Genomic DNA, 13,297 nt, shown 5'->3' with positions numbered 1-13,297 from the left:
GATTCAGAACACGCCCGTCGAAAACGGGTTCTTGCTCGGGATGGCGGGAAAGCCGCCGTAGTTGTCGAGGTTGCCGAAGCGGGATGCGCACGTTTGCGTGCTGTGATCGCAACCAACCGTCAACAGCACCTCGGTGCCAACTTCAATGGCCACCGGATAGAGCAACTCCACGCCGCTGCCGTAGTCGCTGACGATCATGTGGCGAGCGCCTTCGGGCGTTTGCAGCCAGCCACCGGCAACACCGCCACTCACGCTGCCCGGCACGCCGCCGTCGAGTTCCACGTTGCGGCCGGAACTGTTGCTCACGAAGGCGCTGGCGGTGATGGGTGATGCACCGCAGGCGCTCGAATACAGGACGTGCGAGCACTTGCGGCTGTAGAGGCGACGCAGGCCGATGCGTTTCAAACTGATCTGCGCGCTTTCGCAGCGAACGCGAGCAACGTCGTCGGCAATCTCGACGCCCAGAACCCGGCCCATCCAGCGCGTTCCCGACAACCACCAGTAGTCGTCCCAGGTGTCGCGCCGTGCGATGCGCAGCGTGATCGCGGTGGTCTCCCCGGTGAGCGACGTAGCCAACAGATGGCGCACGAGATCGACGTCGGGTGGCAGCTTGAGCTCCAGCGCTGATTTGGCCGCCTCGGCACCCAGTGCCAGTTCGTTGCGCTCGATGGAAAGGCTTGTGTACAGATTGCCGTCGAGGTCGACGTCGAACTCGTGAGGCGTCAGCAGGAACTCGCCGCTGGCGCTAGTGAAGGCGTATAGCTCGACTTCCATCAGAGGGTTTTGACTCATGGGCTTCACTCTCCCTCGTAAGTTTGGCGGTCGTTGCCACGCGGTTCGGGTAACTGCCGCGCCGTCAGCGTAATCTCAACCAGCGCTGGGCTGTGCCAGTACAGCTCGACAGCGTCGTGGTCGAGACGGCAGCGAGCGAGTCGGATCACCCGGCTGCCTTCAGGCACCCATTCATTGAGGGCGGAGCGCAGCACCAGCACATCGCCTTGATCCAGATGGCAGGTCGCCGTCAGGGCGTATTGGCGGGTGCCGTCCGGATGCACGATCAGGCAGGCGGCGGGGCGATGCCAGAAAGCAGAGACGTCATCACCGGTCACGCGCAGGAAGCCGTCCTCGGGATCAGCCTCGGCAGTTACCCACAGCACTGGTGCCACGCCATCTGGCAGCCAGAAGGCTTCCAGTCGCCCCTGTGTGCGCCACAGCCGCGCCCGCCAGATATCGATCTCCTCTGGTGTGCTGGCCAGATAGCGGCGCTGGAAGGTGGTGGCAGGCCAAGGATCGTCGCGGCGCACCCAAGGATCGGCAGGCGAGAAATCCTGGCGCGTGATGACTCCGGTCACCGTAGCGGCAGGGTCGTCACGCCAGTTGCCATCGGGCCAGACCGGAATCTCATCGATCCACGGGTCGTCGAGGGCATCCATATCTGGCGTTTGCGCGGGGGCGATGGTTGCCGTGGCACGGCCACCGACCATCCCCGGCACCCACTGGGTCAGATCCGCCGGATCGACTGCATTCCCCCACACCAATGGCATCAAGCAGCTACCGGCCCCGGCAGCACGCGCCAAGGGCTCGGTCAGCCACAACAGATCGCTTTCCACGTCGCTGAGTCGGGCGACCTGCCAGCCATCGGCCGCGACGATCAAGGCCCAGCGATCACTATCCTGCCAGCCTTGCACGCCATCGTTGGTCAGGCGCAATGCGGCGGATGGCGGGCCAAAATGTCTCCAGTCCGCATCCGACACATCGAGCGCCAGCGCGCCACGTTCGGCGGATTGGGTGAGGTGAACGGCGTACTGTGGCAGCGGCCACCACGCCGTCTTGCCCAGATGGTCGGCCAGCCAGTCGGCCACCAGCGCGTCGGACTGTCGTGCGTTGCCGACCTTGTAGGTGAGCGAACGCCGAGGGATGCGGCGGCGGGCCTGACGCGATTCGTTGCCGCTGGCCAGCCGCGTGACGCTGGTCTGCCACTCCAGCCTTTCGACAAGCGGTTCGGCCCAGTCGTGGCGGAAGGCGAACACGCCGCGTTGTGCGTCGGGCCACGGTTGGTCGCCGAATGCGTCCATACCGGTCGCAACGATGGCGCTTGATGCCGTGTCCCGGCGCAGCACTTCAACCAGAAACATCGGCGCATCGATGGGCGGCCACGGGTACGCCAGAGACTCGGCGATCCAGTTCGCGGCCAAGTTGGGCGCAACCGGTGCAATGGCGGTCTCGGGCGTGAAGGTGACCGCGCTGGCTCCGAAGGATGCGCGCGACAGCACTTCGCCCTGAAATTCAGGCAGTTCACTTCCAGGCGTCGGCTTGCTGGCAGTCTCCGCGATGTCCTGAACGACGACGCGCTCGGTCATGCCGACTCCGCCCCGAACTCAGCAGCGTTGAAGGCAGCTTCCGTCCACTGCACGTTGCCGTTCGGGTTGCGCTCGAACAACGTGCTCTGCCACGCCAGTTGCTCTTGCAGAATGATGTCGGTGCTGACGGCGCTCTGCGCGCCACTGACCACGAGGCCTTTGACCTTGCCCAGACCGGCGTCGGTCTTGCGTGCCAGCATCGTAAGCTGCACACCGTAGATGGCAGGTGTGGCCATTACCGGCAGCGGTTCGACATCGAAGGACTGGCGCAGCCCAGCGCTGAGCGCACTGATCTCCGTTGCTTCATCTTCATCGCTCACGGCTTCCCATGCGGTGATACCGACTGGGCTGGCAGTCCACTGATTCAGGCTGCCATCGGCCTGCGCCTGCAGTGCGTCGACGCGCACATCACCAAGGAAGGTGTTGTTGATCGTGCCGGTAGTGTCAGCGATGTAGAAGTCGTCGACGTCGATGGTGAGCGGACAGTTCTGGCCGGGTACCGCACCCACGAATGCCGTGAGCAGTTGGCCACCGCCTTGAGTGGTGTTCTGCGCGGTCATCTGAATGGCCAAGATGCCGTTGAGGCGCACCGACAGCACACCGTTGCTGGTGCCTTGCGTGACCTGCAGTTCGATGTAGTGCCAGCCGCGAGCGGGAGCGCTCGCCACCGACACAGAGATCAGCTGGTCATAGCCATACTGCCAGCGGTATAGCTTGAGCCGACCGTCCTCGCCGATTTTCACGAGGTGGGCGACTTGCGAGTTGGCGTCGCGCACGCCAAGCAGCAAGGGCTCGGTGTAAGTGTTCTGGTACGACACCACGCGAATGGCCGCACCGACGATCAAGCTGGTCTTGGTGGCGTCGAGGTTCTTGACGTAGCCGCCGCCTGAACCTTCCGGCAAACGCAGGGCGTAGGACGATGGGCGACGACCATTGATGCGCGTGGCCTGAGGCGACAGATACGCCGCCTTGCCGCGCGCCAGCCACGGATCGCCAAAGCTGTCCACGGCCTGTGGGTCGTAGTGGTCAAAGCCGTCGATGAACAGAAGTGCCATTTGATTTACCCTTGCAGCGCCGCACGGATGGCCCGTGCATTGCGCCCGATGATGTTGACGATGACTTTCTCTCCAGCAGGCGACTGCAGGTGGTCGTGGGTGACGCCCGGATCAACCGCGTTGACGATGCGCACGGCCTGACTGACCTGCGGCTGCGCGGGCGGCACTTTCGCCTCCGGCACCAGCCCACCTGCTGCGAAAGCCAGCTCGCCACCCTTGAAGCGCGGGCCTGCTGACAAACCGTTGATCGAGTCGAGGAAGGCCACGCCGACTTGGCGCACTGCGGTTGCCCGCACGACGTACTCGCCAGCTGACAGGCGGGCCGGGATCGAGTCCGAGGTGGCACTGCCCGGGCCTGAGACGAAACCACCGCCAGCGAACTTCTTGATGCCACCCATGAGCGCCATCACTGCGGCGACCATTGCCACCATCGCGGCCACCGCGAGTGCCGGGCCAACGTAGGGAATGGAGGCCTGCGACGCGGCGGCTCCTGCGCCAGCCTTGGCCGCATCCATCGACACCACGGTCGTGGTCTCGGCGGACTTCTGCGCGACCTTGGCGGCGCTGGCGGAAGCGTCTGCCACCTGTTCCTGCTGGATGAAACCGAGCTTGAGCGCCAGCATCCGCGCCTGCATGGCGATCCACTGCTGAAAGGGCTGGATCACGATCTGCTGCAGGAAAGCATCGGCCACCTGCTGGAAGATGCTCGCCAAGGCACTGCGCCAGGTCTGCGCGCCGGTGATCATCCCGTTGAGCGCGCCGCCAAAACTCTCGCCGATGCGATTCCATAGCGGAGCCATTTCATCGACCGTGAGCCGGGTGCGATCCAGCTCGTTGCGCCACGCCTGCACGCGAATCACCGCATCCGGCCCGATGGCCTGCGCCGCCTGCTGCATGGTCGGCAGCAAGTGTTCCATCTCGGTGGCCGATTGCTGTTGCAGGGTCACGATCTGCTGGCGAGCCTGCGCTTCGGTCAGCAATCCGGCCTGTTGCTGGGTCTGGATCGCCTCCTGCGCATTGCGCATCCGTTCGGTGACTTGTCGCCATTGCGCCTCCAGTGCCGCCAGATTGGCTTGTGCCGCCTTCACATTGATCAACCGGTCAACGAGCGACACACCGTCGGCATCGCTTTCTGCCGCCAGCCGTGCCCGCAGATCACGGTAGCTGCGCTCGATGGCGGCTTGCCGGTCGGTATCCGTGGCTGTGCCGGTGATCTGTGCCAGTTCCTCACGCGCCTGCGCCAAGGCATCGGCCAGCTCACGCTCGGCTTGCGCCGCCTTGCGGGCGTTGGCCTGCTCGATGTCCGTGCGCCGATTGTTGAGCGTGATCAGGTCGGCTTCCGCCTTGGCGACCTCGGCCTTGGCTTTCAGGCGGTCGTTTTCCGATTTGCCGGTGGTGGCGACTTGCTGACTACGGGCCAGCTCCTGTTGCTTGCGCGCGATCTCGGCATCGACCTCGCGCTGCTCGATGGCCGTTTTCTGCGTGTAGTAACCGCGCACCGACACCAGACGGTCTTCCAATGCGGCATCCAGCGCAGTCTGTTGCCGGGTCAAACCGTCCTTGAGCAGCGCGAACTCGGCGTCCAGTTGTGCCTTCATCAAGGTGGTCTGTGCGCCGGTGGTGTCCTGCACGGGCTTGGGTTTGGTCAGCCGCTGCAGCAGTTCAGGATCGGCCTGGATCTTGGGAGCCTTGACCTCGATGGGCTTGGGATCGAACAGGCTGTCGCGGAAGGCGGCCAGATCATCCAATCGTTTGACCAGATTGCCCTTGAGGTCGGCGATGATGGCCTTGGCTCCCTCGGTATTGCCCTTGAGGGCTTCGACCGCCGCCGCGACACCGGCACCAATCGCTTCGCCCAAGGCGACGAAGGCCTTGCCGACCGTGGCGGCACCGAGTGCCAGGGTCTTGAGTACCAGCACCACGCCGTCCAGGATCGCGCGCAGCGTACCGCCTTGCTTGGCCGACTCGACCATGCCACCGGCCATGTCGTTCAGGGCGGGCAGCAAGGACGCGATGATCTGGTTGCCGATGCTCTGGGTGGCCAGGTGCAGTTTGTCGAGCGCATCGTTGAAGTTGCCCGCCTGCGCCGCTGTTTCGCTGTTCATCTGCACACCGAGCGCCTGCATCTCGGCAGCCAGCTCGTTGATGCCATCGCGGCCCTGATTCAGGAACGGGATCAGCTCCGCCCCGGATTTGCCGAACAATTGCACTGCCAGCGCGGTTTTTTCCGCGCCGTCGGGCATGGCTTTGAAGCGTTCGGCCAGATCGAGCAGTACCTGATCGGTGGCGCGCAGCGTGCCGTCCTGGTTCTTGAACTCGACACCCACCGCCGCGAAATTGCGGGCTGCGTCCTCCGATCCGGTCGCGGCCTCCAGCATCGTGGTGGAGAGTTTGCGCAGACCCTTCTCGAACGATTCGCCCGAAACACCGGACTGCTCGGCTGCCGGTTTCCACACCGACAGGGTCTCGACGCTGACGCCCACACGCTGCGACATCTCGTCGAGTGCGTCGCCGGTGTTGATGGCCGATTTCACCATCGCGGTCAGGCCCGCCACCGACACTGCCACGCCGAGATTGGCCAGCACGCCATTGACGCTCTTGGCCGTATCGGTGAGTCCGCCCAGGCCCCGCTTGATCGAGTCGAAGGCGGCCTTGGTCTGGTCGACGGCACTGATCAGGATTTGGGCACGATTGCTTGCCATCAGACTTTGTCCAGTTCTTGTTGAATCGCGCGAGCCAAGGCTGGCAATGCACGCTGCACCCCGCCCGCCAGATTCAGCCGCCGCTTGAGATCGACGCGCTTGACCAGTACGGCTATGGGAATCTCCTGACCGCGCTTGATCTGTTTCGCGCCAGTACGACCACGTTCGGCGCGCTTGAAACGGCCTAGCTGCGATGCGTTCTCTTTGATGTTCTCGGCCATCAGCAGCACGCGACCGTTCTTCTCGATGAAGAAGGCATTGCCCGACCGCATCAGGCCATCGATGACCGCCTTGAAACGTTTGGGGCCGATGCGTCCGGGCAGTAGCGGAATCAGCAGATTGCCGCTCACCGTGCCGCCTTTCTCGTGCAGACCGAGCCACGGAATCTTGCTGCCCACCAGCAAGGCGGGCAGTTGTTCGGGCTTCTTGTCGCACACCTTCACGCCCATTGAGGAGATGAAGCTGTTGCGTTTGACGGTGAAGGCGCTGCGCATCTCGGAACGCGCCGCGTCACGCACCTCACGCCCACCCGATTGCATACCCTTGGCGACGGCAGCGTGGATGACACGACGTTGCTCGGTACTCCACGCCGCCAACTGGCGCGGGTCCAGCAAGCCGGTGGTGGTGAGTGAGAGGCGCACGTTTCAGTCCTTCAGAAGATCGCGTTGCAGTTGTTCGATGCCACGCTTCTCGCCCTGTGCCGCCACGGCATGAATGCCGAGCAACTGGGCAAGTTGCTGCCGTTCGATCTGGCCGTCGGCATCCAGAAAGGCTTGCGCTTGCGTGAGCGTGTAGGCCATCACGTCGCCAAGACGGTGTCCGGCGCGGATCAGGCGGGCGACGGCACTGTCCCAGCCGAGTTCGTCAGTGAGCGCAGCGTCGGGGCGAGTCGCTGGGCCGCGCCCTGAACCGCCGGAACGACGTGCGCCACGAAAAAATCCGCGTTGACCTCGAACACGGCGGCGGCCAACTGCACGGCGTCCTCCAGCGAAAGATCGTTGATCCACGCGCGTTCGCGCCGGGTGGTGATCGCCAGCAGATCGAGCACGGCATCGCCGTGTCGCCCCAGCAGCGCCATCCAGTCCGGATCGCTGCTGATCTCCTCGGCCAGTGGGCACACCACAGCCAGCAGCCGTGGCAACTCGCCCAACCGGATCGGCGTCAGTTCCAGCGCGGTACCGGACAGCGTCACGACGACAGGTTCAGGGGGGAAGGTTTTGAAGCCGCCCATCACAGCAGTACCAGACGACCGAACTGCCCGAGATCACCGCCGACCGGTTTGGTCAGATCGGCCAGCACTTGGCCCGACAATTCGAACTTCAACAGTTCGTCGGTGATGATGGAGAGTTCCTTGGCCGGGTTGATGGCCACGCGGTACAGGTCGATCACCACCTCGCGGTTGCCGTCGGCGGTGTTGAGTCCCTCGAAGCGAATCCAGCGCTCGGGCAGCGGTTGGGTGAACATCGCAGTGCTCTGCGCCGCGCCATAGGCGTAATCGACGGTGAACGGCTCGGTATACGGGCCGCCCGACGTGGCATCCAGCACCACCAGCGAGCCGTGCTTGGCATTGACGCTGTACTGGCTGGCGGGGAGCGTCTTGGGCGTGGCATCCGAATCTTGGATCTGCACGGCGGACACGTTCTGCATAGCCAGCGGGTAGAGACTGCCCGGCGTAACCGGGTTGGGCAGCAGCTCGCCGGTCACGGTGCCGGGGGTGATGGTGGTCGTGGTGCCGTAGAGCGCGAGCGCCAGATTGGTGGCGATCAGCTCTTCCAGCGTGCAGGCGAATTCGCCTTTCTTGGTCTTGATGAGCTGCAGGTCGGTCAGGCGCTGGCCCGACTGCGCTTCCTGGTGCTCGATGGTGTCCACCGACAGCGACACCTTCAGCTCGGGCACGTTGCCGACGAAGGTCAGTCCTGCTGGATTGCCGAGGTCATCGCGTGCGCCGATGTAGACGCGGCCTTGTCCGGAAAAGTAAGCCATGTTCAGTCTCCTTGGGTGGTGGTGCCGGGCGTAGCATCACGGCGGGCGGGTTTGGAATCAGTGGTGGGGGTGGCGGACGCCGTAGCGGCCTTGGCAACACCCTGCGCGATCAACCAGCGGGCGCTGGCGTCGTTCAGGTCGATGCGATCACCCACGGCGAGGCGCTTGCCTGCGTGGGTGTGGGGTTTCAGAAGTTCGATTTGCATGGGTTCATCCTGTTTGGGTGAGATCGGTGGCGTGGGTGCGGTAGCGGATTTCGTATCGGGCTGGGAGCGCGGTGGCACCGGCGTCGGCGTCATCGAATTCCCATTCGCAATCGATCTCGCGCACGGCGATGGCCAGCCCACCCAGATTCGGGTCGGCCAGCAAGGCCGCGTGGGCCGCGACCAGTGCGAGATCGGCCACGTCGAAGGCATCCGCGCCGCGTGCCACGACGGCGAACCGGAGGATCAGCAGCCGGTCGACGAGGTGGTTGGCGTGGGCGGTGATGCTGTCGCCGTCGGCGAACAGCAACAGCGCGGGACTGGCCTCACGGGTGACCGGCACGGCGGGCATGCGTAGCACCGGAGTCGGTGCAATCGCAGAAGACAGGCGTGCGATGACCTCCCGCAAGATGCGCTCGCGGACAGAGTTCATGTCAGTAACCTCAAAGTTGGGAGAGCGAGGCGCGACGTTCGGAGCCGTCACCGATGGCGCGCACGTCGCGCACCTGATAGGTCACGCCCGCGATCTCGACCGTGTTCCCGGCAACCAACGTCAGCCATGAGACTGGGTAGTCGAGCTGGTAGTCGCGAGAGAGCGCGAAGCCATCGAGCACGGTTTCGTCCGGAGCGCGGAAGGCGCAATGCACCGTGGTGCCCGCAACCGTGACGGCGGTGAGCAGCCCTGCGTTGCGGGCGGCTTCGTACAACGTCGCAACGTCCATCAGGCGGAGGTCAGCTTGATCAGCACGCCCGGGCGATGGCACATCGGCAGCGGGTTCGATTGCGTGTGCAGATCGGTGCCCCGGTCGAACTTGCGCGGCTCCTGTTTGGCATACAGCGGCTGCCCCAGCGTGTTCACCGTTTCATTGAAATCGGCAGGCGCGAAGTAGGTGGCGAAGGTGTCCACCGTGCCCAGCGGGAACGCGTGGGCCTCACCTGCGGCGATGAAGCGGCGCGTGTTGCCATTGGCATCGGTGGCTTGCCCTCGGTACTCCTCGAAGGTGACGCCGCCGTAGGTGAATCCGGCGCGCACGTCGTTGATCAGGATCGCGCCGTTCTGCCAGTTCTCGAAGGCCTTCTCGACCTTGGCGTGGCCAGTCAGCGAGGCGAAGAATTCGGGCGAGCACAGGCAGTGCACGCCGTTCATGAATTCGCCCTTGAGGTTGTCCTCGATCTTGGCCAGCACAGCGGAGCATTTGGCCTTGACGTTGGTGCCCGCAGTGCCGAGTTCGAAGGAAACCGTCTCTGGGGTGATCTCGAACGCGTCAAACAGATCGATCAGTTCGCTGCCATCGGCGTCGAGGATCTGCCCCTTGAGCGCCCCCATGCGCAGGTGCTCCAAGGTAATGGCGTGCTTGTTGCGCATGGTTTCCAGATGCCGGGCCATGACGCCACCAATGGCCTCCATCTCGGTTTCCGAACCAAAGGCGCGCAGACCTTGAACCTCCTCGGGCAGAACCACATCGTCATGCGGGATGTGCGGAATCACGAAGGAGCGCAGCTTGCGCTGGCCGCGTTCACCTACCGTGCCGGGCGAGCCCGGCGCGCGGGTAGGCAGAAGGTTCAGGCGACCGGCGTACTCCTCGACGATGATCTGTCGGGTGCGCACCGGCTTGGCCGGGAGCAGGTTCAAGGCCTCCAGCCGACCATAGCGGTTGGGGATCAGATTGATGGCGGCCGTCAGGCTGGCCATCGAGAAGCCGGGGTTTTCAAAAGGGTTCTGCATTTTGGATCTCCAAAAATGACGAAACCCGCCAGCGGCGGGTTTTCAGGGGGAGTGAAGTGGCGGTATCGGGCTGGATCAGGCGCTATCGCGGGTCAGGATGCCCAGTGCCTCGAGCTGCTCGATGGCAGCAGCCCTTTGCGCGTTGCTGATGCCGGTCGGCCAGATCAATGCGCCATGCGCGACGATGGCGTGACGGGCAATCAGGATGGCGTCCTCGCGGTCGATCAAGGTTGCATCGACGTCGTTGCCGAGCACGCCGACGGTGGTTTCAGTGCCGTCGGTGGCGGTTGGGTCGATGGCCTTGAGTTTGGCAGTGGCCGTTTCGCGGCCCACCACGGTGCCCAGAAGCAAGTTCTGCGCGGCAGCGACGGTGTCCTGGTCGCGCGAGTACAGGTTCGGCGCTTCGTACTTCAGCAGGTCGCCGAGATTCTTCGGTTGTGCGATGGCGGTCATGGCTTACTCCTTGGCGGTGAGTTTTTTGACGGCAGCTACCACTGGGCTGTCTTCAGGACGTGCGGTGGTGCCGGTGTCGGCGGTGATACGGGAGGCGATTTCGGGCTGGTCGGCCCGGGCATCGAGCAAGGCGCGGCGCACCTGCGCTTCGGAAAAGCCCGCAGACAAGAATTCCGCCGTGCGTTGCGACTGACCTGCGATCAGGCACAGCTCCGCGATGGCCTGCGCCTGACCTCGCCCGCTGGCGAAGGACTGCGCCAGTGCCGCATGGGCCGCAGGCGTCGGTTGCGGATCGCCGTCGGGCTGCGGCTGATCGTCCTGCGGGTCGGTGTCGGTCGGATCGCTCGGTTGGTCGTGGCGGTCGTGATCGTCTTGGGGTTCTTTCATGATGTTCTCCAGGGTGAAAGGTTTAGGTCGGGGCGAGGTTGAGAGAGGCTGCGTGGACAATCTGCGCGGTGAGGCGCGGGCCGTTCCCGGCTGCGCAAGCCTCTGCTTTGCGGCCAGCGCATCGGTGAATTCGGTCATCACCTGTTCGAGCGGCATGACTGCGTCGGCGAGTCCTACTGCCACCGCCTGTTCGCCATAAAACACACCTGCCTCGGTGGCACGCACGGCATCCGGGGCGAGGCCGCGCATTTGTCCGACCTGATTCACGAAGATGTCGTAGAGCCGATCCACCTCGCTCTGTAGCGCAGTGGTGGCCTGCGGGCTGAGTGGCTCGTGCGGTGAGAAATCGTTCTTGTGGCTGCCCGCGAAGACGGCGGTGTAGTTCAGTCCGTCCTTGGCATCCTTCACTGACTGATCGACGTGCAGCGCAATCACACCAATCGACCCGACGCCAGCGGTTTGTGACAGCGTCAGGCGCTGGCATGCCGCCGCGATGGCAAAGGCCGCCGAGTACGCGGCATCGTTGGCGTGCGCCCAGACCGGTTTGATCTGGCTGGCGGCGCGAATGCGCTCGGCCAACTCGAACACGCCCGAGGCCTCACCGCCGGGAGAATCGAGATCGAGCAGGATGCCCGTCACCTGCGGGTCGGCCAAGGCAGCATCCAGACGGGCTTCGATCTCGCCGTAGGACATCAGCCCGGAGGCGGCCTCGATGCCCATCGAACGCTTGACCAGCGTGCCGACCACTGGGATGACCGCAATTCCGGCAGGGCTGGCTGCGGTGATCTGCCGAGGGACGGATAGCGGCATCGCCATGTCCAGATCGGGCAAGCCGATGCGGGAACCCAGCACCGAGAGGATCACGTCGAGTTTGGGGCGCGCAATGAGGAGCGGCGTCCCGTAGAGGCGGGACGCCAGATGAACGAGTTGCATGTCAGTTGTCCTGATGGTCTTGCGGCACTGCCACCGTGGCGGCCGCATTCATGGGAGCGCTCAGAGGCGCTTTGTCGTGGCGTGGGTCGGAGTCGAAGACCAGACCGAGTTCGTCCGCCCGCTGGTTGTCGGCTGCGATCTCGCGGTCGATGTCTTCGGCGTCGTAGCCGAAAGCCGAGATGGCTTCCGAGCGAGACAGCAGCCCGGCGCGAATGGCGGTCAGCATCGCGTCGAATTCCTTCTTGGGATCGACCCACTGCCAACCCTGTGGAATCCATTTGGCCGCGAAGTAGTCGCGCTTCTTCTCGGTGAACTGCGGCAGCGCCAGCGCGCCTTCAAGTAGCGCTTGCTCCATCCAGGCACGCCAGATTGGGCGGCACAGCTGGTGGACGATCACGCCGTGCTGGATGGCCTCACAGCGGCGGCGAAACTCCAGCAGCCCGGCCCGGATCGACGAATAGTTCACTTGCGTCAGGTCGCCGGTCAGCATCTCGTAGGTGATGCCCATCGCCGCTGCCACCGCCCGGAACTGCATGCGCAGGAATTCGGCGTAGCTCGCGCCAACGTCGGCGGGTTGGCTGAACTTCACATCCTCGCCGGGCTCCAGGATCTGCATCGTGCCCGGCTCCAGCCCGGCCAATGCTGCACCACTGGCATCCGGCAGTCCCTCACCCATCAGGTTGTCCTCAGGTGACAGGCGCGTGATGAAGCCCGCGAACATCGCGGCGGTTTTCTTGCGCACGAGCTCGGCGTCGTCGTACTGGTCGAGTTCGTTGAGCTTGACCAGTGCGCGCGCCAGCCACGGTTCGCCCCGGATCTGTCCGGGCCGCAAGGGACGAAACAGGTGAATGATTTCGCTGGCCGGGACACGCACTGTGTCGAGACCGCCCACCACGCCACCAGTGCCCGACATCGGAGCCAGTGAGCCATCACCCGGGTGTGAGCGATACAGGTGGTAAGCCACCCGCCTTCCGAGCTTGTCGAATTCGATGCCCGCACGGATCACATTTCCCGAAGCCAATTCCTGATTCAGCGTGGATGGCAGGTGTTCGGGTTCGAGCAACTGCAATTGCAGGCCCACCGGCAGGCCATCCTCCGGGCGGCGATAGCGAAGCCGCACCAGACATTCCCCGCCTTCGAGCATGGCGCGACAGGCCAAGGCCTGCAGTCCGTAGAAATCGGTCAGTCCGGCGGCATCGGCCTCCTCGCACCAGTCCCACCACAGGCTGTGGATCGCTTCGCGCAAGGACTGATCGGCCAACATGCTCTGCGGCTTGATGCCGGTGCCAATGGCGTTCGAGACAAAGGCTTCAACGCCTGCCGCAGCCCAGGCATTGCGGCGTACCAGATCGCGGCTCTTGGCGCGCAATTCGTTCTGGGTGAACGCCAGTGCTGCGACTGCACCGGGATTGCCGACCTGCCACGCCAATGCGCGACGGCCGCCACCGATACCGTCATAGAACGGGGAGCCGCCAAGCAGACTCATGCCGACGCG

The 13,297-nt window shown here is 64.3% G+C and carries 15 protein-coding genes; all 15 read right to left on the bottom strand.

Features of this window, described 5'->3' with window-relative positions; all coding sequences use genetic code 11:
• Window positions 1–3: 3 nt before the first annotated feature.
• Window positions 4–792 (bottom strand): DUF2163 domain-containing protein, encoded by a 789-nt coding sequence (locus tag BJP62_RS05075; protein WP_070527347.1) that lies wholly within the window; start codon window positions 790–792, stop codon window positions 4–6.
• A 5-nt stretch (window positions 793–797) separates the two neighbouring features.
• Entirely contained in the window at window positions 798–2,360 is a 1,563-nt protein-coding gene (locus BJP62_RS05070; protein ID WP_070527345.1) for a hypothetical protein, read from the bottom strand.
• Complete coding sequence (locus BJP62_RS05065) at window positions 2,357–3,415, bottom strand: hypothetical protein (RefSeq protein WP_070527342.1); 1,059 nt, start codon at window positions 3,413–3,415, stop codon at window positions 2,357–2,359. The genes BJP62_RS05070 and BJP62_RS05065 overlap by 4 nt, the downstream gene beginning before the upstream one ends.
• A gap of 5 nt (window positions 3,416–3,420) precedes the next feature.
• On the bottom strand, window positions 3,421–6,117 hold the full coding sequence (locus BJP62_RS05060; RefSeq protein ID WP_070527340.1) for a phage tail protein: 2,697 nt from the start codon (window positions 6,115–6,117) through the stop codon (window positions 3,421–3,423).
• Complete coding sequence (locus BJP62_RS05055) at window positions 6,117–6,758, bottom strand: DUF6441 family protein (RefSeq protein ID WP_070527337.1); 642 nt, start codon at window positions 6,756–6,758, stop codon at window positions 6,117–6,119. Before BJP62_RS05055 ends, BJP62_RS05060 begins: the two co-directional genes overlap by 1 nt.
• 3 nt (window positions 6,759–6,761) lie before the next feature.
• On the bottom strand, window positions 6,762–6,917 hold the full coding sequence (locus BJP62_RS18630) for a hypothetical protein (protein ID WP_009521710.1): 156 nt from the start codon (window positions 6,915–6,917) through the stop codon (window positions 6,762–6,764).
• Window positions 6,918–6,946: 29 nt separating this feature from the next.
• Complete coding sequence (locus BJP62_RS05050) at window positions 6,947–7,348, bottom strand: hypothetical protein (RefSeq protein WP_070527334.1); 402 nt, start codon at window positions 7,346–7,348, stop codon at window positions 6,947–6,949.
• Window positions 7,348–8,100 (bottom strand): hypothetical protein, encoded by a 753-nt coding sequence (locus BJP62_RS05045; RefSeq protein ID WP_070527331.1) that lies wholly within the window; start codon window positions 8,098–8,100, stop codon window positions 7,348–7,350. Before BJP62_RS05045 ends, BJP62_RS05050 begins: the two co-directional genes overlap by 1 nt.
• 2 nt (window positions 8,101–8,102) lie before the next feature.
• Window positions 8,103–8,306, bottom strand: a complete 204-nt coding sequence (locus tag BJP62_RS05040) for a hypothetical protein (RefSeq protein ID WP_070527327.1) — start codon at window positions 8,304–8,306, stop codon at window positions 8,103–8,105.
• Between the two features lie 4 nt (window positions 8,307–8,310).
• Window positions 8,311–8,736 carry a hypothetical protein gene (locus BJP62_RS05035; RefSeq protein WP_070527325.1) on the bottom strand — a complete coding sequence of 142 codons (426 nt, stop codon included), beginning with the start codon at window positions 8,734–8,736 and terminating at the stop codon, window positions 8,311–8,313.
• 10 nt (window positions 8,737–8,746) lie between these two features.
• Window positions 8,747–9,025: a hypothetical protein gene (locus tag BJP62_RS05030; RefSeq protein ID WP_070527322.1), complete on the bottom strand. Its 279-nt coding sequence runs from the start codon at window positions 9,023–9,025 to the stop codon at window positions 8,747–8,749.
• Window positions 9,025–10,029, bottom strand: a complete 1,005-nt coding sequence (locus tag BJP62_RS05025) for a major capsid protein (protein ID WP_070527319.1) — start codon at window positions 10,027–10,029, stop codon at window positions 9,025–9,027. The genes BJP62_RS05030 and BJP62_RS05025 overlap by 1 nt, the downstream gene beginning before the upstream one ends.
• Window positions 10,030–10,104: 75 nt before the next feature.
• Window positions 10,105–10,482: a head decoration protein gene (locus tag BJP62_RS05020; RefSeq protein WP_070527316.1), complete on the bottom strand. Its 378-nt coding sequence runs from the start codon at window positions 10,480–10,482 to the stop codon at window positions 10,105–10,107.
• A 3-nt stretch (window positions 10,483–10,485) separates the two neighbouring features.
• The gene (locus BJP62_RS05015) at window positions 10,486–11,802 is read right to left on the bottom strand and encodes a S49 family peptidase (protein WP_070527314.1); all 1,317 of its coding nucleotides are present in this window, start codon (window positions 11,800–11,802) and stop codon (window positions 10,486–10,488) included.
• A 1-nt stretch (window position 11,803) separates the two neighbouring features.
• Window positions 11,804–13,288: a phage portal protein gene (locus BJP62_RS05010; RefSeq protein WP_205700958.1), complete on the bottom strand. Its 1,485-nt coding sequence runs from the start codon at window positions 13,286–13,288 to the stop codon at window positions 11,804–11,806.
• Between the last annotated feature and the right edge of the window lie 9 nt (window positions 13,289–13,297).

This window comes from Jeongeupia sp. USM3 (assembly GCF_001808185.1).
In the GTDB taxonomy this organism is placed as follows: Bacteria; Pseudomonadota; Gammaproteobacteria; order Burkholderiales; family Chitinibacteraceae; genus Jeongeupia.
Note: the sequence above shows the minus strand (reverse complement) of the source record. Positions and strands in the feature narration are given on the sequence as shown.

Coding starts and splice junctions, on each gene's coding strand:
- BJP62_RS05075 (WP_070527347.1), bottom strand. CDS start 792: ATGAGTCAAAACCCTCTGATGGAAGTCGAGCTATACGCCTTCACTAGC.
- BJP62_RS05070 (WP_070527345.1), bottom strand. CDS start 2,360: ATGACCGAGCGCGTCGTCGTTCAGGACATCGCGGAGACTGCCAGCAAG.
- BJP62_RS05065 (WP_070527342.1), bottom strand. CDS start 3,415: ATGGCACTTCTGTTCATCGACGGCTTTGACCACTACGACCCACAGGCC.
- BJP62_RS05060 (WP_070527340.1), bottom strand. CDS start 6,117: ATGGCAAGCAATCGTGCCCAAATCCTGATCAGTGCCGTCGACCAGACC.
- BJP62_RS18630 (WP_009521710.1), bottom strand. CDS start 6,917: ATGGCCTACACGCTCACGCAAGCGCAAGCCTTTCTGGATGCCGACGGC.
- BJP62_RS05050 (WP_070527334.1), bottom strand. CDS start 7,348: ATGGGCGGCTTCAAAACCTTCCCCCCTGAACCTGTCGTCGTGACGCTG.
- BJP62_RS05045 (WP_070527331.1), bottom strand. CDS start 8,100: ATGGCTTACTTTTCCGGACAAGGCCGCGTCTACATCGGCGCACGCGAT.
- BJP62_RS05040 (WP_070527327.1), bottom strand. CDS start 8,306: ATGCAAATCGAACTTCTGAAACCCCACACCCACGCAGGCAAGCGCCTC.
- BJP62_RS05035 (WP_070527325.1), bottom strand. CDS start 8,736: ATGAACTCTGTCCGCGAGCGCATCTTGCGGGAGGTCATCGCACGCCTG.
- BJP62_RS05030 (WP_070527322.1), bottom strand. CDS start 9,025: ATGGACGTTGCGACGTTGTACGAAGCCGCCCGCAACGCAGGGCTGCTC.
- BJP62_RS05025 (WP_070527319.1), bottom strand. CDS start 10,029: ATGCAGAACCCTTTTGAAAACCCCGGCTTCTCGATGGCCAGCCTGACG.
- BJP62_RS05020 (WP_070527316.1), bottom strand. CDS start 10,482: ATGACCGCCATCGCACAACCGAAGAATCTCGGCGACCTGCTGAAGTAC.
- BJP62_RS05015 (WP_070527314.1), bottom strand. CDS start 11,802: ATGCAACTCGTTCATCTGGCGTCCCGCCTCTACGGGACGCCGCTCCTC.
- BJP62_RS05010 (WP_205700958.1), bottom strand. CDS start 13,288: ATGAGTCTGCTTGGCGGCTCCCCGTTCTATGACGGTATCGGTGGCGGC.